Raw genomic sequence first — 22,756 nt, forward strand, 5'->3', positions numbered from 1 at the left:
CTACCTTGGGCTGGTAGCACCCCTCAATTTTTAGCGTTCTAGGACCTATAGCTTTGAGGCGATTTTCTTCGCCGCTTCCAAAACCGCCGCCTGAAGCTCGGTTTCCCGAGCCTTATCCATTCTTATAGACGGTGTTGAAATACTGATAGCCGCCACGACAGGTTTATCCTTGGGCTGGATTGCGGCCGCAAAGCAGATACCGCCGCGAATCGATTCTTCACGATCGCACCCAATCCCTGTCTTTCGTATCTCTTCAAATTCAGCATAGAGACGTTTTCTGTCCACAATGGTGTGCTCTGTGCGTGGGTTCAGTCCATACACCTCAAGCATCTGGTCCGCAGCCGGCCTCTCCTGGAAGGCGGTGATGACCTTTCCCATCGCCGAACAATGGGGTGGCAGAAAGCGGCCTTTCTTGTTTGTCATGCGGATTTCGTGAAAGGTCTCCCGGCAATCGAGTACATGGATCCGATCGTCGAACAAAAAGGCGAGGCTTGCGGTTTCATTGAAGTGATTTGCCAGCCACTCCAGTTCAGGGCGTGCAACCTCCTTTACGTGATCAGCGGCACGAACTAACCATCCAAAGACTAAGCGTGGCGCTAACTGGTATGTCCCATCACGATCCTGCACGAGGTACTCGCGACTTTCGAGTGTTCTTAGAACGCGGAAAAGGCTGGATTCAGGCTGCTTTGTCCGGCCGCTGATTTCCTTTAGTGAGAGAGGGGTCTGACCGTCAAAGCAATTTAGAACATCAAGCGCCCGGCCAATCGATCGCAGATAATAGGCGTCGTCACCAGCGCCGGAGTCGCTGCTCTGTAGTGCCCACTTCGGGACACGGCGACGTACCGATTTCTTTGCAGTCGTAGCGCTAGGTGCTTTGGCCTTTTTCATCGTTTTCCCTGGTCGTTCTGAAATGTTTTCCGAGCATCACCGGTGCTCAAAAGTATGTCTCTTGATTTGAAAACTCCGCCTGTATGTCGCACAGCAGGTTATCTGCCCCAAATCCGCCACTCTTCAATAGAAGAGGAGTGCCGTCATAGGCTCCGCCGATTGCCACTCCCAAAGGGACGCCGGGCACGAACTCTCGAAGGAGACGAATCGCCGAGATCCCGAGAGCACGACAAACAAGACGGGCAGTGTCGCCACCGGTCATGACAAGCGCTCCGATGGAATGTTTTCCGCTCTCTGCCAATGCACTTTGAATCTCCGACTCGGATGTCTGGGCTCTTGGAACCCTCTTGAGGAGAAAACTGACCGGTTCGCAGCTGGATTCAAGCCGTACTGTTTGCCTGACCGTAACTGGATGATCGCTACCGATGAAGTAACAGGCTATCCCCGCCGGTTTTTGTTGCACTGGGGGAGGGGGCGCGATTGCAGAGGATGCTGCGGCAAGGGCATGGGCGAGGCCCCCGGAACCAATCCATAGGACGCGTATCCGCAACGACTGCGCCGCGCGTGCCACCGCTTCCAGATGCTCCTGCGTGTGAGCGTCACATAAAAGAGCTCGCTGCCCTTGATCTAAGAGAGCTCTGAAGTTGGCCACGATCTGATCCTCCGGGAGTCCCGCAGGGAGAAGAGAGATCTCGGGCAACTCCTGGGCAAGGTCCAACGACCGGGAGCCTGTGAGGTCATCGATTTGCAGTATCCCTTTTCCTACCCGCCTGCCCATCTGCGGATATGCCGGGGCGAGAACCGCCAGATCATAGTCCCTTGTAGAAAGAACCTCACGAATCTCGGCAAAGGTATTCCCACGAAAGACGGAGTCCACTTTCTTAAAGAGGATTGTGGAAGAGGGCAGGTCATGCAAGACAGACTGGATCCGCTCCTTGAGCTGGGACGGCTCCATATCTCTCGTATCGGAGCTCCATGCAACCACCGCGCCCGGTATGGGGGCAAGCCCGTTCATATCTACCCTGACGTCGGAGCAAGTGCGCGTAAACGCAACCGCTGCGTCGGCCGCACCAGTAAGATCGTCAGCCAGAATGACCAGGGCTTCGGGCGATTCTCCAATCATCTCTGTTGCTCTGGCGGACATTCGCTCTCAAGGACCCCAGTAGGCGCATTGTTTCGAAAATATGAAAATAATGTCAAGATAATTTCCAAAAACAGAAGTATTTGGAAATATCAGCCTGGCCCACCGCCTTCGAATCCCGCGCCTTCAGCTCTCGTTGACGATCCGCGATCGCTACCCCTATAGTTAGGTCGCATGTATCGCAATATATCTTGCGTATTACGCAAGATATGCGTTGAGAGTGCTTGCGTACCCAAGGAGTGTTCGGTGAGAAAAGGCCTGGTTTTGCTGAATGTATTGTTGACGGCGGTGAGCGCGCTTGCTTCAGGACCTTCTTTCACGCCCGATGTGCGATTTACGGGACCGACGGCCAAGGGTTGGAACAGAGTAGGTCAGGCGAATTGGAGTGCTGATGCCGGCACGATTACGGGAAAGCCGGCAGGAAACGGCGGAGGCTGGCTCGTACTGGACAATTCATACCAGGACGTCAGCTTCTATACGGAGTTTCGTTGTGAAGATAGTTGCGAGACTGGAGTGTTACTCCGCGCAGAGAAGACGTCAGACGGCGGGATGAAGGGCGTCTACGTATCGCTCGATGATTCAACGCTAAACACCTACGCGGTGACGATCGATCCTAATGGAAAGATGGTGAAGCAAGAGAAGCTGCCGCGTGGTGGCGTGCTGGCTCGTCTAACTCCTCCTCCTTCTTCTTCTCAATCACAGAGTGACAACCGGCCCCGGCCGCAGAGCCCCAACGTCGATCTTCCTCTTAAACCTGCCGATACCTCCCTCCGAGCTCACGAGTGGAACTCGGTGGAGATCTTCTTTGACGCCAATACTGTCCGGTCATTTCTCAATGATGGCCGCCAGCAAGGGGCGATGGTCGAAGACGGTGGCTATGGGCCTGTAGCGTTGTATGCCGGTGGCAAGGGTGCAGTCCAGTTTCGCAACGTCGCTTACATGGACATGTCTCTGAAGACACGGGATGAGGAGAAGGTCGGTCCATACTTCCGGAAACAGAGATTGAGCGACTTCTATTATTCGTGGGGAACAGCGGCTGCGGACTTCAACAAGGACGGTGTACTCGATGTCGTCTCCGGGCCTTACATCTACTACGGTCCCGACTATCGGAAGTCTCGGGAGATCTACTATGCATTCCCCTCGAATCCCTTGACCGAGTTTGCGGGCGATTCGACGATGGAGTTTGCCGCGGACTTCGACGGAGACGGCTGGCCAGACATCCTCACCGTAAACTTTGGCGGCGGCCCTGGGGCACAGCTCTACATCAATCCAAAGGGTGAGAATCGTCGCTGGCAGAAGTATGCGGTAGGCACAGGGGTGCAAAGCGAGATCGCGCTACTGCGGGATATCGACGGAGATGGGAAGCCGGAGCTGGTTTACAGCGGTGCTGGACACGTCCGCTATGCGAAGCCCGATCCCGCCAGACCCACAGAGAAATGGGTGGTGCATGACATCTCCGACGCCGGTTACGGCGTCGCCCATGGAATCGGTGTTGGGGATATCAACGGTGATGGACGGCTCGACGTCATAAACCCTTACGGCTGGTGGGAGCAGCCGGCGGCTGGAGCCGACTCAGGTCCGTGGACCTATCATCCCGCCGCTTTCGCGCAGTTCGGCCGAGGTCTGATGGGCGGGAGTGTGATGGCGGTCTATGACGTGAACGGTGACGGGAAGAACGATGTTGTGACGTCACTCAATGCTCATGGATGGGGGCTTGGCTGGTATGAGCAGAAGCGGGACAGCTCAGGCAAGATCAGTTTCACCGAGCACATGGTCATGAATGACCGGTCAGCCAAAAACGCCGGCGGTGTAGTGTTCTCGGAACTGCACGGCACATCGTATGCGGATGTTGATGGCGATGGAATCCCGGACTTTATCGCAGGGAAGCGCTACTTCTCCCACCTCGATACAAATATCGACCCTGACCCGAGAGGGGCTCCGGTGCTGTACTGGTATAAGACTGTTCGCAACCCCAAGGCTGCCGGCGGAGCTGAGCTGGTTCCTGAGCTGATCGATACGCACAGCGGTGTTGGCTCGGATGTACTCGCTGTCGATCTGAATCATGACGGAGCCATCGACGTCGTGACGTCAACCCGCTTTGGAACGTTTATTTACTGGGGCGTTCCGCGGCATGTCGCTGCGTCCACGCAGAGGTAACTGAGCTTTCACATGCGTGTGTCCGCTCCGAGAGTGGATAGATCCGTGTACAAACGCAAGATTCCTCCCATGAGGTGTCATCTAAGTTCCTCATTCTATGAATTCATCCCGGGTACGGTGGCGTTTGGCCACTTCTATACCCCTTCTGTCGGCTGTGTCGAACAACAACAATGCAGACACTTCCTACTGAAGGGATTCCCAATCATGTATGTCCGCCGTCTGACCCTGTCTCTTTTGCTGGCCCCTGCGCTGGTGACTGCCTCCTACCCGCAGTCTTCCCATGTGGACCCCTGGGCGCCTACTGAGCTCAACAATCTGCCGCCGGTAGCCAGCTTGACCGATGGCACCTGGCTCAAGGGAGACCTTCACGTCCACTCCTCACACAGTAAAGAGTCCAGTAACAATTCGGTGGCGAAGATCATCTCCTATTCAGAATCGGTTGGGATGGGGTATGCCTGCATCACCGACCACGACAACCATGTACTGGGAGACGTAGCGCACAATACCTGGACCGATCCTGATTTCAAGTCTCAGAAACTGATCCTGCTCTATTGCGCGGAGTGGACAACGACGCGAGGCCACGGGAACACGATTTCAGCGGTACCGTACGACCACCAGCGTTTCTATTACGTACGCGATCAACGTGATGTCGTCGTCGGCGCGGTGAAGAAAGAGCTGGGAATCCACCTCTCCGCAAACCATCCCAGCGGCAAAGACCATTTCGGATACTCCTATGACATGGTCGATTCCATCGAGGTCTGGAATTCATCCATCTGGCCAAAGAATGCCAATGCCATCATGATCTGGGACGACATGCTCTCGTCCGGACGCAAGCTGACTGGAAGAGGAGGCAGCGATGCGCATCATGGAGCCGCTCCGACACCGGAACAGGCGACGAAGAACACTCCACAGGCTGCATGGAATTACATCGGGACGCCGACGACCTGGATCTTTGTGAAAGATAAGACACGGCAGGGTGTGATTGATGCGCTGAACAGTGGACGCGTCTCCGTGAGTGCGAACCCATATGCCCCGCGCGTTGAGTTCTATGCGGACACCGACGGCAATGGTCAGATGGACATGATGATGGGAGACAACGTCAAAGCTACCGGCAAGCCGGTGAAGTTCAGTGTTCGCCTGACCGGAAATATTGCGCCCGATGGCGTCTATACCGCTCACGTGATCAAGAATGGGAACAAGTATAAGGACATCCAGATCACTGGAAAGTCTGGAAACGCTGGGTTTGAAGATGCTCCCCCTCAGATTGAAAGGACCTATTACAGGGTTGAAGTAGAAGGGCCTTCTACTCCCTATCCGCAGGTACCGAAGTCGACTGAGGGCAGCGGCTCCATGGTCGGGCTCTCGAATCCTCTGTATTTCAACTTCAACCCGAATTTCTAAAAGTAGGACGCACTTCGAGCCGGCGGTTTCCGAGACGTGAAGCCGTCGGCTTTCTAGTTCTTATAAATTCGTTCGGCTACCAGTTGCGGAGCGGAAGCATTCGCCGCAAAGCTATTTGCTTCAATGAGAAGTTCGAACGAGTGCAGATGCCCGTTCGCATCTCGCGCTTGTGCGAGTGCCGAGGCCATAAGCGCGGGGGTGAGGAGAAACGTTGTTGCGGCCTGTGTGCCGGCCGTATTGAGCCCACCGACGATGAGCACATGGCCCGTCGAGTTGAGGTTCGGCACAAAGGCAATCAAACCGTATGTGTGGTCTTTTCCCGGAGTGCCGTAGAGTTCGCGCTCTCCTGGTTGAGGATGTGCATTGAGCAGTCCCGAGGGCTTCGATGGGTCAGTATTGATGACCTGCCGGAAGTTCATCTGTGACGCGAAAAGCTGAATCCACGGGTTCGACTCGATCGATCCGATGAGTACTGCGTTTCCGGTACGAAGATCGTCCATACGCAGGTCCCGTGCGTATCGCACCACCATCCGGGCGGCATTGACTTCCTCTAGTTGAGACAGATGCGAGACGAAATCGAGGTCGACTACGCTGGTATAGCGCCGTGCGCCCAGCTTCAGAAGCTCGGTATCGGCCGCGTTGTCGCTGGATTGTTTCGGTTTACGGTAGTCGCCGTTGATATAGCTTGCGAGCGGAACCGGGCGCTCTGTGAGACGCTGCATGATGACCAGCCCATCATCAGACGGAACAACGTATGTCTCTCCATTGGAAGGGAAGACTTGACGCCAAAAACTGGAGGATGCCGCTCTGGCCGAGGAGGTGGCGATGCTGTCCTTTGCCGGAAACAGCGAGCGGCGCCTGGGAATAGCAAGACCGACGATCAGACCGAGACATAAAGCAGCCGCGGTCCCAAGAACCCACAAAAGTCCCGGTTTGACGGGGCGGTTCGCAACATCAGGAGGATCGTGTGAAACCTGGGGATTTTCCTGTGGAAGAGATTCTGCTTCTGGAACCGCCGCCGGTAGATCCGTATCTGCGGCGGACAGCAGCGTTTGAGGCTGCGTTTCTTCCTTGAGAGAGCGATCCGTGAAGTACGGGACATAGCCTCCCCTGGGTATATCTAAACGTAAAGACTCGTCTTTGCCTTCTTTGGCATAGTAGTCGTCGATACGTCGGCGAAGATTGCGGGCGTAGCTTCGAACGATATTGTCTTCGTTTGAGTCGTAGCCGGCCTTCCGGTCGAACACGAGGATGCCAATCTGCTGTTCCGTTACCTCATCGGTGCGATTCCGGATATGCCGGTCCACGATGAAGAGCAGGAAGCGAGAGAGCAGACGGGATCGTCCCAGGCTGCCACTGGCAGCAATGCGGCATGCGAGCTGCCAGCGGGGATCGTCGTCGTGTGTCTGGATTTCGACTTCGACCCGGTTCCGCGAGCCGAGCATCGCTCTGTCCGCAGCGGAATTCGGAGGAGGCTGCAGCATGCGCACCATTAAAGAATCGTTTCAGTAATAAGCATAGCCTTCTTAAGTGAACCGAAGGTTAACGGGATACCGAGCAGCGCTTTCTAACGTGGATGGAAGCGAGCGTACACGTCGTAAATCCGTGCTCAACAGGGGTGAAAATCGATTGTCTCCTATGAAAATCCCGTAAACAGGAAGTATCAAATGCTTACCTCGCATCGTGGCCACTCGATCATGAGGCTTTACACGGTTTTGTCCCCCTTGTGACGGCCTCTGGGGCACAGGGATCATCGAAGCAATCCCACAGTTTGATCGGACGTGTCGTTCACTCAGGCACCCGTCTGGGAAATATCTCCTTTGAGGTCTATGGAAGCGATGAAACCCTGGTCAGCTCGTCTTCGAGAGAAGCGAAAGACGCTCCGCATGACAATGGTGATGTTGTGCGCCGTTCTGTTCTCTGTCGTACATCTGTTTGCACAATCCGATCTCTCGGGCATCTCGGGAACGATTACAGATCCCTCTGGTGCGGTAGTTCGAGGGGCCATCGTCACGGTTACTGATGAAGCGACCGGTGTCGAACATCGAACGAAAACGAACGAGTCAGGCTACTACACCATTCCCAGCCTCTCCCCGGGGCGCTACACCATTCAGGTTCAGGCGGCAACGTTTGGAACAGTGACAAGCCACGGAAACAATCTGGATCCGGCAGTCGCAACCACCGCAAACCTGACCCTACCGAATGCGTCTACAACTGAGACGGTACAGGTGAACGCGCAGGAGACCAGCATTCAGACCGACAGTACCGTCCTGGGCCGGGTCATCACCGCCAAGCAGGCCGAGATGCTTCCTCTGAGCGGCCGCAATCCGATCACTCTTGCTCTCTTGAAAGCAGGTGTGACGAGCACGAGCGGAAATGTCTCGAACTTCCAGTTCAGCACAGGCCTCGGTGGGTTGAATATCAACGGCGCTCGTGAACGCGACAACCTCGTCACCTACGATGGCGCCGTGGCCGTTCGTGTTCGTGCAAGCGGCGACTCCGTCGGCGTCGTCGATCTGGAGAACGTGCAGGAGGTCCAGGTACTGGCCTCAAATTACCCAGCCGAATATGGACGCTCCGTCGGCGGTCAGGTCCGTATCATTACACATGCCGGCACGGATCATTTTCACGGAAGCCTCTACGAGTATCTTCAGAACCCTGTATTGAACGCCAACACGTGGGTCCGCAATCACGCGTCCGCCAATTTTGATCCGACTTTGCCTCAGAGCGTCAAGTCGAACTTCGTCGCTCCCTTTACCTATAACCAGTTCGGCTTCAGCGTGAATGGACCCGCGTACATTCCGCATCTTCTGCCCAAGGGGAAGCTCTTCTTTCTCTACTCAGAGGCGTTTGTACACTATCCGGCTACGAATACCTCACCGGTGACGGTTCCCAATCCGGCGTTCCGGAATGGCGACTTCTCGTCCGTAGCGACCCACATTCGCGATCCCCAGGCGGCGGGTGTTTGCGACGCCAAGAATGGCGGTCCGGCGTGCTTTCCGGGAAACATCATTCCCAGGGCTCGCCTCAGCCCGAACGGCGTAGGCTTGCTGACAGCGTTTCCGGCTCCGACACCAGGGTTCCTCGTCGGCACCCAGAATCTGCTGCAGATTGCCAAGCATCCGCAGACACAGCAGATTGACAGTGGCAACCTCGACATCATCCCGACCGAGAAGGACTACATCCGGTTCCGTCTGACGCACTTCTACTACTACGAGAACAATCCGTTTTCAGCGACCTACGACCTCGTACCCCGCATCTTCAATCGCCCGAATCAAACCGGGTCGCTGGACTGGGTTCACACCTTCAACGCAAACACCATCAACGAGGTTCTTGTAACGGCGGCACATGGCGCTGACCGCCTGTCCATCGATACAAGCTCCGGCCTCTACGATCGTACGAAGTATGGAATCAACTATCCGTTCCTCTTTCCGGCGGGTAAGGATCTCGTCAACAAGATCCCAACGGTTCAGTTTGACAGCAGCGCCATCACCACGCTGGATGGCAGCGCCTATCCGTCCCACTCGCAGGGAATGGTGTTCGACTATGCCGACACCTTCACGCGCATTATCGGCAACCACACCCTCCGTGCCGGTGCTCTGTATGAGCGTTCCGGGCAAAACGACAACGACCAGATCTCCGGACAGAACAGCGTTCCAGGGCAGACGAACAATCAGAACGGAAAGTTTGAATTTTCAAGCGCCAACCCCGCTGGAACTGGACTGGATACGGCCGATGCAGCGTTGGGTCTCTTCCAGAGCTATGCGGAGGTTGGTCCGCGTGCCGAAACTCCATACCGCGCAAACATGTATGAGTTCTTTGCCCAGGACTCATGGAAACTTACGTCGAAACTTCACGTGGACTATGGCATGCGTTATTCCATCGTCCGGCCGTTTTACAGCCTTTGGAACAACATCGGCACGTTTGATCCGGCCTTTTATTCCGCGGCGAACGCTGTGAAGATCGACAACAAAGGCAATCCGATTGCGGGAAGCGGCGATCCTTTGAATGGAACGGTGCTCTTCGGTTCTGGCTTTACTGACAGCGCAAAGAAACATGTACCTCTTGCAAACACCGGTACGGCAGATCGTTTGTTTCACAATCTGCCCCGCGGCTATATTGACGTGCACTACACCACGTTTCAGCCACGCCTTGGCTTGGCTTATGCTGTCGATTCCAAAACGGTGGTCCGCGCCGGCTTCGGACGGTATATGAGCCGCCAAGGTGTATCAGACGGTGTATTCGAGGGTGGTGCGCCTCCGCTGCAGCAGTACGCAGGTATCAGCGGCGGAAGCGTCGATAACCCGGGTGGCGGTGCGGCAGGGTCCTTTCCTACTATCTCAGGCCGCATCGACCGCAGCTCACCGCAACCTGAGGCTTATGTTTGGAATCTGTCTGTCGAACGGCAACTACCCTTCAACACGGTACTTGGAGTGGCCTATGTGGGGCGTCGTGGTCTGCATGGCCAGTTCCAGGCGAATCTGAACCAGGCGCCGGTCGGCTCTGTAACGGCAGCCGCAGCGGCAAAAATGAATATCAACTCCTATCGTCCGTATGCCGGTTACGGACCGATCACGGTAGTCACTCAGGGATCGGGCTCTGCCTACAGCGGCTTCCAGGTGGATCTGAATCGGCGCTTCCAGCACGGGTTGAGCTTCGGAGCAGCTTACACACTGGCCCATGCTACCGACTGCGGATCATTTCAGAAGAACTTCCTGCCGAATCTGCTGGACCCCAAGTATCTGTGTGGCACGGCGGATTACGACATCAAGAACGCTGTAGCCATCAACGCCATCGCGGAGATTCCGTTCCATGGCCATAATGCATTCGCTCGGGAGGTGCTGGGAGGGTGGCAGATCACACAGATCTACAACTTCCAGACCGGAGTTCCTCTATCGGTGACGACTTCGACCGACATCGCCGGAGTAGGCACGGGTGGAGGTGCACAGTTCTATTCCACCGCTCCGGGCGTGAGTACCAACGCCGCCGGTACGTTCTCTGCAGGGACCTCTGACCAGAACTTCTGGTTCAATCCCAAGGCGTTCGTCGCGCCGGCTTCCGGCACGTTCACCGCGCAGCACAATCGCAATATTCTGCGGGCTCCGGGTGTCGAGAACTTCAATGCGGGCTTGCAGAAGCGCTTCATTACGTACAGGGAGCAGTTCTTCACCTTCCGCTTTGAGGCGTTCAACTTCCCGAATCATCCAAACCTATCCGCACCAGATGTAAACCCCACGAGCAGCACCTTCGGAAGGGTAACCAGCAAGACAGGGCAACGATCGATGCAGGCCAGTCTCCGGTATACCTTCTAGAACAGCAAACGCAAATTGGCGAGAGGGACACGTCGCTCCCTCTCGCCAATGTTTTTAAAAGCAGTGGGTAAAGATTTCTGCGCTATTGCACTCTTTTGCGGATCGTTGTCTGGTACCAACGCTCGATCTCTCGTGGGCAGACGCGCAGAGCCCCAATCGGCCCGAATGCTTCGAGTTCTCCGCGGTCAACGAGTTCATAGAAGTTCTGGTATGGAATCTGAAATAACATGGACAGCTCCGTTACGGTCCATGCATTCTCTCGCTCTCGCAACACCTGCTCTATGGATTTTGGCGTACGGTCATCTCCCAGAAGAGAGATGCGCGATTTCATGGCGAGATACGCAAGAGAGCCGGCGATCAGGGTGAAGCCGGCGGTTCGAATAACCAGTAGAAGAGATGCGGGCAGATTATGGGGAACAACCGGGAAGACTACATTCAAGGCTACCGCCCCAATGGCAATCGTAGCAATGATCCATCGAGTGCTGCTGCAAAGTGCGGTCGCTATGACGGAGCCGATGAAGAGCATCGCTGGCAGACCGGAGAGCGAAGGCAAAAAACGATGCAAAACCACTGCCATTCCGGTTGCAATCAGTAAAAAGAGGAGAGGCAGGGCTTGTTCGATTCGAGTGGTCAACGAGGATGCCGGTTTCGCAGCACTTTGTGGCGCGTGGTGTTGGGCAGACTTAAACTGACTTGCGGGTCCGGAACGCATCGGATAAACAGACTTATATAAAGGGATCTGTTCAGAAGAGTAGCGCTTCACTGGGAACTGTCACAATAGGGCATTTCATCAGGAATCCTTCGAAGTAACCCCAGCCGCGACGCTTAAGTACTCAAGAGGCGTGCAGCGGCGTTTTCATTACGGAAAACGCCCATAGATGCAGTAGCTCCACATTACACCTACAGGGAAAATGCTCTAGTATCCTGAGTCATTCATTCGTTACATCAATCATGGAAGAGTATTGCCCTCCGAAGCGTTGAAAAAGAGGGTCCTTCACTAATCACCCCAACGAACAAGTTCGCTGGGGACCCCGAACGTTCAGGATGACAACGTTTACGACGAGAACTTCAGACTCAGGACACTAGCGGGTTTCAGGCACCGGCCAGGAATCTGATGAGATGCCTCCAGAATGCGGTGTTTGCTTGTGATCTCTCGATGAAGTTGAATTGAAGGTAGGCTGAACAGATGGATAGCGCTTATCTCGATCACACTTCCCGGAACCAACGCCGAACACCTGTCGGCGTGGAGCCGATCGTCCATCGCGATGGAAATCGTGTATCACTGCAATTCCAGATCGGTGAGATCCAGAGTGAGATGCTCGTGGATGACCCTGTCTTCCTGACGCTTCCGTATACCCGCACGATGATCGATTTCATGCTCTGTCATCGAAATCCGACGCACATCGTGATGATCGGGCTGGGTGGAGGATCAATTCCGAAATGGTGTTACCGCGAAATGCCAGCCGCTGACATTACCGTCATCGAAATCGATCCGCAGGTCATTGCCCTGAGAGACCGGTTCCATATTCCACTGGACGATCATCGATTCCGTGTCATTGATGAAGACGGCGCGGACTATGTTGCTAGGGCGCCTGGAAGGATTGAGGTACTGCTCGTTGATGGATTCGACATTTTCGGACAGCCGCCCCAGCTCTGTTCACAGGCGTTCTACGATGATTGCTATCGCGCATTGACTCCGGATGGAGTGCTGGTGGTGAACCTGTGTGGCCCAGAGAGTGAGGATGCTATCGAATACCTTCGCAGGAGCTTTAGGGATCGCGTGCTTGTGGCCACTCCCGAGGACAGCGAGAACAGAATCGTTCTCGCCACGAAGGGTGAGCATCGCTGGGTAGGCGAAGAGCCCTACGATGAACTCATGAGAAAGCTGCGCTTGCACTTGTGGCACGCGCCGACGGTTCGGATATAGAAGATCTGGACGGGTCGTAAAGAATCAGGCGATGGAAGTGCGGCCGAGGCGCAGATCCCAGATCGCCGCGACCAGCTTATCGATGTCCTCATGCGTGTTGTACAACGCCAGCGACGCACGAACGGAGCTCTCCTGACCAAAACGCCGCAGGATCGGTTGTGCGCAATGATGGCCGGAACGGACTGCGATCCCATTCTTATTGAGGTACGATCCAACGTCTTCGGTCCGGAATCCGTCGAGCACAAACGATAGAACCCCTGCCTTCTCCTTGGCAGTACCGATGATGTGGAGGCCGGGGATTTGCAGCAGCTCCTTGGTAGCCTGTACCAGCAGTTCATGCTCGTGGCGAGAGACATTCGGCATTCCCACCCGGTCCAGATAATCGATGGCCGCACCCAGGCCGACAGCGTCCGCAATATTGCCTGTGCCGGCTTCGAAGCGCTGCGGAGGACCATGGAAACGCGTCTTCTCGAAGGTCACGTCCTGGATCATGTTTCCACCGCCCTGCCATGGCGGCATGCCTTCCAGGACTTCGGGCTTGCCGTAGACGACGCCGATTCCAGTAGGGCCAAAGACCTTATGTCCTGAAAAGACGAAGAAGTCACAGTCAAGCGATTGCACATCGACGCGCATGTGCGAGACAGATTGCGCGCCGTCAAGCAGAACCCTCACTCCATAACGATGGGCAATCTCGATCATCTTCTCCGCCGGAGTAACGACACCCAGAGCATTCGAGACCTGTGTCATTGAAACCAGGCGAGTCTTTGGACCCAATAGCTTCTCATACTCGTCCAGAAGAACCTGCCCGCTGTCGTCGACGGGGGCAACCCGAAGTTTAGCTCCGGTCTCGGAGCAGAGCATCTGCCATGGAACGATGTTTGCGTGATGTTCGAGCCAGGTGATGACAATCTCATCGTCCTTACGTACATTGCGCCGGCCCCAGCTCTGGGCAATCAGGTTGATGCCTTCGGTGGCGCCGCGCACAAAGACGATCTCCTGCGTCGACGATGCGTTAACGAAGCGGCGTACCTTCTCCCGCGCCGACTCGTATGCGTCCGTTGCTCGCGCCGCAAGCTCATGGGCGGCGCGGTGCACGTTGGAGTTTTCGTGCTCGTAGAAATACTTCAGCCGGTCGATGACACTCTGCGGCTTCTGAGTGGTAGCGGCGTTGTCCAGCCAGACAAGGGGACGACCATTCACACGTTCCCGCAGGATGGGGAAGTCTCTCTTGATGGCTTCCGCGTCGAAGGGATACTTCGAAAGATCCAGCTCGCGAGGCACATCGCGTTCGATACCTGCTGGTTCATACAGGGCGACGGCATCAGGCGGTTCAAGCCGCCTCGCCGTATCGAAGCGACGCAATGGATCGTGATCTGCAAGCTGACTGATTTCCTGCGCGCGGAGAAAGTCATTTGGAAGCTGGAGATCGAAGGGAGACTCCTCGATCAAACTCGTTCCTGCGGGAACTGGACCCGGAATGGACGGCGGATACGAAAACAGCGGCCGGAGCTCCTCGATAAACGAAAAGGGAGGGGCCGGCCCGTACTCTGTCAGTGGCGGAATCGGAAGCATGCTGATCGATGGCGATTGCGGCTCGATCGCAGTTTTGGGAAGACTCTCTTCGGTGAAGCCTGTACGCCCTTGAGGGACACTCGAAGATGGAGGCGCTACCTGAGGAGTGGCTGGAACGCTTGTCAGATATCCAGGCTGCGGAGAGGAGGTGTAGGTAGGTCCGTCGCCGAAGATAGGACGAGCATCCTGCAGGAACGAAAACATCGGTGAGGGAGGAATTGCTCCACCGCTCGAACCCTTATCTGTTGCTGTGCCCAATATGCCGGGAACGGCGGGAGGTCCTGCCTGGTAGGGAGCAGAGACGGGAGCAACCTGTGCTGGGCCAATACTGGCCGGTAGAGTTGGAAGGTGTTTGTCCGAAGGCAACTGAACTTCGGGCTGAAAGGCAGGCGGTGTTGCCGGCGGGCCTGCCGGGGCATCGATGGCTGCAGGCGGTTGCGGTACATCGAGAGACGACGGAGCCGCCATGAACAGCTCGTTCGCCATGCGTGCGAGAACGGCGGCGTCCGGTACTCCAGCTGGGAACGGTCCGCCAGATGGAAATGCCGAGGCATCGTCCAGGACTCTCTCGTCATTCAGTACCAGCGATTTCGGATCACTTGTACTCATGGTAGTTGCCTACCTCGACGTTCTCCAGGGACGCAATCGCGTCGTCAGTCAGAACCGAAGCTGCGCAATAAAGTGAGATCAGATAAGAGGCCAGGCCGCGCTTATCGATTCCCGTAAACCGTACCGAAAGCCCTGGGCTCTGCTCCCCGGTGAGACCAGGCTGGAAGAGGCCGATCACACCTTGCTTGCGCTCTCCGGAACGAACCAGCAATATCTGGGTCTTCGACGTTTTGCCCGAAACGCGGATCTTATCGGTAGGAATAATAGGAACACCGCGCCACGTTAGAAAGGGTGTACCGAACAGCGTTACGGTCGGAGGAGGAACTCCGCGCCGGGTGCACTCACGGCCGAAGGCAGCAATTGCGCGCGGATGGGTCAGGAAGAAGGAAGGCTCTTTCCAGACCTTCGTCAGAAGCTCATCAAGATCATCGGGAGTAGGAGAGCCTTTGCGTGTCGAGATCTTCTGCGAGTCCACAATGTTATTGAGCAGGCCATAGTCGGCATTGTTCAGTAGCTCGTTTTCCTGCCGCTCCTTCACGCCTTCGATCGTGACGCGGAGCTGCTCACGCACCTGATCGTAGGGGTTGCTGAAGAGATCACTGATACGCGTCTGCACATTGACCAGGGCGTTGATGCTGCTCAGCCGGTACTCGCGAGGTTCCTCTTCGTACTGTGCATAGGTCTCTGGAATCTCAGATTCGTCCACATGGCCGCAAAGGACATCGATCGGCTTATCTTCGACAACCCGGTTGCGGCGAAAGATGCCGGACTCCAGGGGCTTCCAGTCCAACAAGCGAACCAGCCATCTTGGTGTTACCGCGCCATAGATTGGAGCTGTTTTGGTGACGTTGGCTAATTGATATGCTGCTTGTTCACCGAGTGAAGACTGGGGCGTTGTATCAGCCACGGAAAAGCTCCTTGCGCATAGTATCGAATTCGTCCAGATTGTAGCGGAAGCCTACCAGCCGACGCATAAAAAAGAAAGCTGGTAAACCAGAACCTCGGCTTAGTATTTACGAACCTTACGGTCCACGCGATCGGACCAGGCGTGGATGCCGCCGCGCAGGTTCGATACCCTCTTGAACCCATGCTTTCGCAGGTACTCCGTTGCCTTGATGCCGCGCGGGCCGTGCTTGCACACTGCGACGATCTCTTCGTCTACGCTTAGCTCATCCAGGCGCTTTGCCAACTCGGGCAGAGGAATGAGATGGCCTCCAATGTTGGAGATCTCATATTCGTATTCATCGCGGACATCTAAAAGGAACAGCTTGTCCCCCTGATCGAGGCGCTGCTTCAACTCTTCGGCTTGAATCTCTGGAACACCCACGTCTAACCTTCTCTCTTTCGCTGAAAAAACAAAACCCACCAACCAGGTCTTCTGGTGGTGGGTACGTTCAACCTCGATTACTGAAACCGAACAGGTTATTCAGGAATCGCGCTCAGCCAGAAGACACGCGGATGTGTGTGCACCATACAGGTGGCACAACATACACGGCTCTGACCGGCAAGCTTCATCTTTGAAAGGCTACCATAGGTCGCATTCTGGCTTGTCTGAAAGCCCCACCCGACAAGGCAGAGCTTTCGGCGGTGAAAGTCGCGGCCATGATCTATCGTATTGATTCTAAGTGTGTTACTAGATGAATGCTTCGCCTCCGTCGATTAGAGCGGCAGGCGGTACGCGTTATCTTGTATTCGGGAATGACCTTCACCAAGCGCCTGCGCGAACGAATTCGGACTGGAGAAATCACCACTACCATCCGTTTCTGGACTGGTCCACGGGTTACCGCCGGCCGCTGTTACAGGATGGAAGAAGGTCACATCGAGGTTGACTCGATTGAACCCATAGGCCTACCGGACATCACTCCACAGCTCGCACGGCAGTCAGGTTTCCTGGGTGTAATCGACCTGCTTAAAGTGGCCCAGCATGGCAAAGGGCAAAATATCTACCTGATCCATTTCCACTACATCCCACCCCAATAACCCAGTTGATTAGTGAGAGATTGGTTTCAAAGAAGCGGCGACCATCGCAGCGCAGCGCGCGCAACTCCTGGAGAAGACAAACCTCGTGGAACCTCTATAGACTTCTGTTCCGCCGGAGTTTCCGCTGATACTGCCGCTGCGAAAACCATAAAGATTCGTTGCTGATCCAGAGTCCAGAAGGCAACGCTGAAATAAAGGGAGAGGGATGAAAGACCTGACACGCAGGATGATGCGCTTTGTCTTTGCAATGGTGTTCGCTGGTTTTGCAAGTGGATCGATGCTTGTGGCACAGACGCCGCTACATACGTTGCTGGTCGGTGTCGATCATAGAAAGTCGATCTCTCTGAATGGTCCCTGGCACTATCTGGTTGAGCAGCCGCCCGCACGAGAGCTCTATGACGAGAAGGGCAACATCCGCGATAACGGGTATGCACTGAATACCCACCCGAACATCAGCAGCGGGCCACATAACTCCGAATACGACTTCAGCACCGCGCCCACGATGAAGATTCCCGGTGACTGGAATACACAGGACCCGACGCTCTTTCATTTCGAAGGGGTGGTGTGGTTCCAGCGGGATTTCCAGTTCCAGCCGACGCCGGCTACACGGACCTTTTTCCACGTAGGCGCGGCAAACTACCGTTCGGTTGTATGGGTCAATGGAAAACGGCTCTGCAATCACGAGGGCGGCTTTACGCCCTACGACTGCGATGCCACTTCATTGCTGAAGCCCGGAAGCAATTTTGTCGTAATTGCCGTGGATTCTACGAGGCATCAGGACGATATTCCCAGCGTCAACTATGACTGGTTCAACTACGGCGGCATTACACGCGACGTATCGCTGGTTACAGTGCCGTCGGAGTTTATCGACGACTATGACGTTCATCTAAAGCATGGAGCGTCTTTTTCCGCGGCCGATGCCAACACCGTGAGCGGTTACGTTCATGTGGAAGGTGCAGGTGAGGGAAGAAGCGTCACCGTTCGGATTCCTGAAGGCAATGCCTCAACGACAGCGGTCACAGACGGCGCCGGGAAAGCCACGTTTGAACTGAAGGTCAACGGGCTGCAGCTCTGGAACCCCGGTTCGCCGAAGCTTTATAAGGTCGACCTGCGGGTGGGGACGGACGCGCTCACGGACGATATCGGCTTTCGCGACATCCGCGTCGACGGCACGCGCATTCTCTTGAATGGCAAAGCGATCGCCCTGCAGGGCGCCAATATGCATGCGGAAGCTCCCATCCGCGGGGGACGGACGAACACCGATGAAGATGTAAAAAACGTTTTCAGTATGCTTCACCAGATTCATGCCAATTTTGTGCGGCTTGCCCACTATCCGCATGACGAACGGATGGTGCGGCAGGCAGACCATGAAGGGCTTATGGTGTGGTCTGAGATTCCATTGTGGCAAAGAATCTCGTTCAGCAAACAGGAGGTCTACGACAAGGCCGTTGTGATGCTGCATGAGATGATCCGCCGCGACCGGAACAGGGCTGCGATCCTCTTCTGGTCGGTTTCGAATGAGACACCCAATAACGCTGACCGTACTAAATTCCTCACGGCGCTCGCCAACGAGGCTCGGCACGAGGATCAAACCCGCCTGATCACGTCAGCACTGATCGGCCCCAGGGTGAATGAGGACCGCATCGTGCAGGAGGATCCCCTGATGGATGCACTGGACGTGGTCGGTCAGAACCAATACATCGGCTGGTATGAGGGAACTGCCGAAGATGCTGACCGCAAGATCTGGGTGCTGCCGCAGAAGCCTTTCATTATGTCTGAATTTGGAGCCGAGGCCAAGTTCGGGAACCATGGTGGTCCCCATGACCGCTGGACGGAAGAGCAGCAGGTTAACGTGCTGCAGCACCAGTTTGCGATGATCCGAAAGATTCCGCAGATGCGTGGAGTGACGCCATGGGTCCTGATGGATTTCCGTTCGTCCACCCGCAACATCCCCAAGCTGCAGGATGGGTACAACCGCAAGGGACTCTTCTCGGAAAAGATGGAGAAGAAGATGAGCGTTCCCCTGGTGATGAAGACGTATACCGAAGATCCGGCCGTGAAACCGGAGTAGCTTTCTTTCCGAGCTAAAACAAACGATTGGTGTCTCTCCCTGTGCAGGCCGCTTTTATTTGTTTCCCGGACTAAAGCGGCCTTTAAACTTACCGTTGACAATTCCTCCAAAGATGCAACAAAATCTCGGGCGGCCTCAGAACTACAGATTTTGAGTGCTTCAAGTTAAACCGCAGTGATTTTGGCCGACCGGGAAGAACGGCGGCTTTGGAGGTTACAGATGCAGAAGTTCCTATACAGCATGGCCACATGCGCGTTGCTCCTGCTGGCGTTTTCGGCCGGCGGACGCATGGAGGCACAGACCAGCTTCGGGCAGATTACCGGGTCAGTCACCGATGTGAGCGGTGCCAACCTGCCGGGAGCAACCATCAAAGTCACAGAACAGAACACAGGAAATACCCGCACCATCCAGAGCGATCAGGATGGCAGCTACATTGTTACCAATCTCCCGATCGGCATCTATACGCTTTCTGTGTCGCATGAGGGTTTCAAGACGGTACAGCAGAGCGGCATGAGTATTTCAGCAGACGCAAAGCTGACCTCGAACTTCAGCCTTTCCATCGGCGGCACAACAGAGGTCGTAGAAGTCCAGGGAGGCGCGATTGAAGCGCTGAATACCACATCGGGCGAACTGGCGCGCGTGATCGATTCAAAGCAGGTAGAAAACCTGGCTTTGAACGGACGGAACTACACCCAACTGCTGACGCTGGTACCGGGCGCTGTCGTAACGAATCCGGATATCTTCTCGGTGACTACCTCTCTCTCCTCGACCAACCAGACCATCAACGGCAACCGTTCCGACTCGAACAATCTGACCGTAGACGGAGCTTACAACCAGGTAGCCGGTTCCAACGGTTCGCTGATGAATAACGTCGGCGCCGACTTTATTGGCGAGGTAAAGATCAACACCTCGAACTCCTCGGCCGAATATGGACGGACCCAGGGACCTACTTTCAACATCGTGACGAAGAGCGGCACAAACGCGTTCCATGGTGGTGTCTTTGAATTTGCAAGGAACAACTATCTGGATGCGACCAACTACATCGCCAAGAAGAAGACGCAGTTGATCTATAACGACTTCGGATTCTTTATTGGTGGCCCGATCATCAAGAACAAGCTCTTTTTCTTTGTGGGTGAGGAGTGGAAGCGCCTGCGGCAGCAGGCCGTCGCCACCACCTTCAATGTACCGACCACGGCAATGTTGAATGGGGACTTCTCTGCGCTTTGCACCTCGGCCGGTGGTTCGTTTAACGGCTCCGGTGTTTGCTCCGCGCCGACTAATACCTACGGCCAGCTGTACTATCCAGGTACAGCGAACCCAATCCCGTTCAATAACGTTGCCAGCCAGATGTCCACGGACGGAAAGGCGATCGGCAGTATCTACAAGACGATTATTGCGGGCGGTCTGAGCTATCGCGACTCGCTCCAGGCCAATAACCTTACGCTTGCCCCCTCGAATCCTCTGGATTTTCATCAGGACCTCGTTCGCTTTGACTACGTCATCAACCAGAGTCATTCGCTCTTTGGCCGGTGGATCCATGACAAGAACACTTTGATCGATCCTTACGGCACGTTCTCGAACAGCGGCATCCTTAACACGACGCCCACGCAGCGTAACCGGCCTGGACAGAGCTATCTGCTGAGCGAGACATGGACGATTCGTCCCAATCTGATTAATCAGGCACAGGCAAATGCTAGCTGGGCTGCACAGCGTATTCCTCCTTACGGCAACAACTGGAAACGCGAGACCTTCGGCTTCCAGTACCAGAAGCTCTATTCGGGAGTGGGACCGTATCCGAACGGAATTCCGATCATCAATATCTCCAACTTCGCCGGCTTCCAGGGGCCGAACTTTTCTCTCCTGTCGCCGTCCACGGATATTCAGGTTGCGGACACCATCACGTATGTAAAGGGTGACCACAATATGAAGTTCGGTTTCGCCTACATCCGCGATCGTGTCGATCAGAACGGCCGCTCGAACTATACCGGGACGGTAGGTTTCAGCCAGAATGGCACATCGACTGCTGCCTCATCGAACTGCCGCCAGACCAACGCGAACACGACCTGCTACTCGCTGGCAGACGCCTTCCTTGGGAACTTCCAGAGCTACTCAGAGCAGAGCGCCGATCCGGTCGGGCACTTCCGCTTCAACCAGATCGAATGGTTCGCACAGGACCAGTGGAGAGCAACCCGTAGGCTCAGCCTGGAATACGGTGTCCGTTTCCAATGGTTGCAGCCCTTCTACGCCCAGGGCAACAACATGACAAACTTCGATCCTGCTGTCTACAACCCCGCGAATGCGGTCACGGTCAGTTCCAGCGGAACGATCGTCAATCCGGGTGTTGGCAATCCATATAACGGTCTTATCCGGGTGGGAGACGGGGTGCCTTCTGATCAGCAGAAGCGGGTACCGAATGTTAATACAGCGCTCTTCTCGCAGATTCCCGCGGGAGCTCCTCGCGGGTTCTACAAGATGAACGGCGCCGTCGGACCTCGGTTCGGCTTCGCGTATGCGGCAAACGACAAGACCTCGATCCGCGGTGGTGTTGGACTGTTCTTCTATCGCCCGCAGGGTAACCTGGTCTTCAGCCAGCTCAATCTCCCGCCATTTCTGCAAAATACACAGTTCTCGAATGGAAACCTGGCCACGCTGACATCGCTTTCGGCAGCTAATAACGGTCTGCAGGGGACGATCAGCGCAGTCAACCCAGCCAACAAGAATCCGTATACCTGGCAGTACAGCCTGGGCGTACAACGTCAGCTTCCGTGGGCAGTACTATTTGAGGCCAACTATGTCGGCAGTGTCTCGCGTCACCAACTTCGGCAGCCCAATGTCAACATTCCCGACGTGGTGAGCGCGTATACCAATCAGAATCCGACGTCTGGGGCGGCGCCTACCTCCATTGCCTCGTTGAATCCCTACAAGGGCTTTACTACGGTTAACTCCAACCGCTTCGACTCGAATTACAACTACAACGCATTGCAGCTCTTCGCTTCGAAGCGTAAGGGTATTGTTACGATGACGCTTGCCTATACCTTCTCCAAGGCTCTTGGAGACTCGAATGGCAACAACATCACACTCGAGAATTGGCAGAACCTGGCTTACAACTATGGCCCGCTGTCGAATGACCGGCGTCACGCCTTCGTCGCCAGCTTCGTCATCCAGGCCCCTGAGTTGCACGGAAGGTCGTTCCTGATGCGAACGGCGGCAGGCGGCTGGCAACTCAGCGGCGTAGGGCGGCTGCAGAGCGGAGCCTACTACACCATCCAGCAAACCTCGACCATCCAGCTGGGCACAGTACGCGCTGACTACGTTCCTGGCGTGCGTGTCTATAACGACCACGCGGGTATCTGCGGCTATCTAAACAACGGTACAGGCGGAACGTGCAATGCTACCGCCAAGGCCTATATCCAGACGGCGAAGAACCTAGCCAATCACTACGGGAATGCTCCTGTCGGTGGCGTTGTCGGACCTGGTCTCGCTCAACTAGACTCCACCCTCTCCAAGGTGTTCCCAATCACAGAGCGTGTTCGCCTGAAGGCTCAAGTGGATATGTTCAACGTTCTGAATCGCACGAACTTCAACGGCCTGAACCTGAATGCGAGCAACAGCAACTTCGGTACCATCTCCTCGGCGTTTCCTCCGCGGCAGATGCAGCTTGGAGCTCGTATTCTGTTCTAAGAACGCATTAACCAAAA

The 22,756-nt window shown here is 55.5% G+C and carries 14 protein-coding genes; 7 read left to right on the forward strand and 7 right to left on the reverse strand.

Translation table 11 applies throughout. The features are described from left to right. Positions 1-45: 45 nt before the first annotated feature. Positions 46-888: an IclR family transcriptional regulator gene (locus tag AB4Y89_RS03680; RefSeq protein ID WP_442299542.1), complete on the reverse strand. Its 843-nt coding sequence runs from the start codon at positions 886-888 to the stop codon at positions 46-48. Positions 889-934: 46 nt separating this feature from the next. Further along, positions 935-2,032 (reverse strand): four-carbon acid sugar kinase family protein, encoded by a 1,098-nt coding sequence (locus AB4Y89_RS03685; RefSeq protein ID WP_442299543.1) that lies wholly within the window; start codon positions 2,030-2,032, stop codon positions 935-937. A gap of 243 nt (positions 2,033-2,275) precedes the next feature. On the opposite strand from AB4Y89_RS03685, the gene AB4Y89_RS03690 reads away from it, so the two are divergent. Together AB4Y89_RS03690 and AB4Y89_RS03695 are read left to right on the forward strand one after the other, a co-directional pair. Next, entirely contained in the window at positions 2,276-4,186 is a 1,911-nt protein-coding gene (locus AB4Y89_RS03690; RefSeq protein ID WP_442299544.1) for an FG-GAP-like repeat-containing protein, read from the forward strand. Between the two features lie 204 nt (positions 4,187-4,390). Next, on the forward strand, positions 4,391-5,587 hold the full coding sequence (locus AB4Y89_RS03695) for a CehA/McbA family metallohydrolase (protein ID WP_442299545.1): 1,197 nt from the start codon (positions 4,391-4,393) through the stop codon (positions 5,585-5,587). A 53-nt stretch (positions 5,588-5,640) separates the two neighbouring features. Here AB4Y89_RS03695 and AB4Y89_RS03700 read toward each other — a convergent pair whose 3' ends face one another. Continuing rightward, entirely contained in the window at positions 5,641-7,032 is a 1,392-nt protein-coding gene (locus tag AB4Y89_RS03700; protein ID WP_442299546.1) for a hypothetical protein, read from the reverse strand. 393 nt (positions 7,033-7,425) lie between these two features. Here AB4Y89_RS03700 and AB4Y89_RS03705 point away from each other — a divergent pair, with 393 nt between their 5' ends. Then, a complete protein-coding gene (locus AB4Y89_RS03705; RefSeq protein ID WP_442299547.1) occupies positions 7,426-10,899 on the forward strand; it encodes a carboxypeptidase regulatory-like domain-containing protein in 3,474 nt (1,157 codons plus the stop codon). Positions 10,900-10,981: 82 nt separating this feature from the next. On the opposite strand, the gene AB4Y89_RS03710 is transcribed toward AB4Y89_RS03705, so the two are convergent. Continuing rightward, positions 10,982-11,662: a helix-turn-helix domain-containing protein gene (locus AB4Y89_RS03710; protein ID WP_442299548.1), complete on the reverse strand. Its 681-nt coding sequence runs from the start codon at positions 11,660-11,662 to the stop codon at positions 10,982-10,984. Positions 11,663-12,142: 480 nt separating this feature from the next. On the opposite strand from AB4Y89_RS03710, the gene AB4Y89_RS03715 reads away from it, so the two are divergent. Beyond that, positions 12,143-12,826: a fused MFS/spermidine synthase gene (locus tag AB4Y89_RS03715; protein WP_442299549.1), complete on the forward strand. Its 684-nt coding sequence runs from the start codon at positions 12,143-12,145 to the stop codon at positions 12,824-12,826. 24 nt (positions 12,827-12,850) lie between these two features. Here AB4Y89_RS03715 and AB4Y89_RS03720 read toward each other — a convergent pair whose 3' ends face one another. The 3 genes from AB4Y89_RS03720 to AB4Y89_RS03730 form a co-directional block, all read right to left on the reverse strand. Beyond that, on the reverse strand, positions 12,851-15,007 hold the full coding sequence (locus AB4Y89_RS03720; protein WP_442299550.1) for a family 2A encapsulin nanocompartment cargo protein cysteine desulfurase: 2,157 nt from the start codon (positions 15,005-15,007) through the stop codon (positions 12,851-12,853). Then, positions 14,994-15,914: a family 2A encapsulin nanocompartment shell protein gene (locus AB4Y89_RS03725; RefSeq protein WP_442299551.1), complete on the reverse strand. Its 921-nt coding sequence runs from the start codon at positions 15,912-15,914 to the stop codon at positions 14,994-14,996. The genes AB4Y89_RS03720 and AB4Y89_RS03725 overlap by 14 nt, the downstream gene beginning before the upstream one ends. A gap of 99 nt (positions 15,915-16,013) precedes the next feature. Continuing rightward, positions 16,014-16,334, reverse strand: a complete 321-nt coding sequence (locus tag AB4Y89_RS03730) for a rhodanese-like domain-containing protein (RefSeq protein ID WP_442299552.1) — start codon at positions 16,332-16,334, stop codon at positions 16,014-16,016. 314 nt (positions 16,335-16,648) lie between these two features. Between AB4Y89_RS03730 and AB4Y89_RS03735 the strand changes: the two genes are divergently transcribed. From AB4Y89_RS03735 to AB4Y89_RS03745, 3 genes are all read left to right on the forward strand, one after another. Next, a complete protein-coding gene (locus AB4Y89_RS03735; protein WP_442299553.1) occupies positions 16,649-16,987 on the forward strand; it encodes an ASCH domain-containing protein in 339 nt (112 codons plus the stop codon). Between the two features lie 205 nt (positions 16,988-17,192). Then, positions 17,193-19,058, forward strand: coding sequence for a glycoside hydrolase family 2 protein (locus tag AB4Y89_RS03740; RefSeq protein WP_442299554.1), 1,866 nt, complete (start codon positions 17,193-17,195; stop codon positions 19,056-19,058). Positions 19,059-19,277: 219 nt separating this feature from the next. Then, a complete protein-coding gene (locus AB4Y89_RS03745) occupies positions 19,278-22,739 on the forward strand; it encodes a carboxypeptidase regulatory-like domain-containing protein (RefSeq protein ID WP_442299555.1) in 3,462 nt (1,153 codons plus the stop codon). The last annotated feature ends 17 nt before the right edge of the window (positions 22,740-22,756 follow it).

The sequence above is a fragment of the Terriglobus sp. 2YAB30_2 genome (assembly GCF_052114765.1).
Classification (GTDB): domain Bacteria; phylum Acidobacteriota; class Terriglobia; order Terriglobales; family Acidobacteriaceae; genus Terriglobus.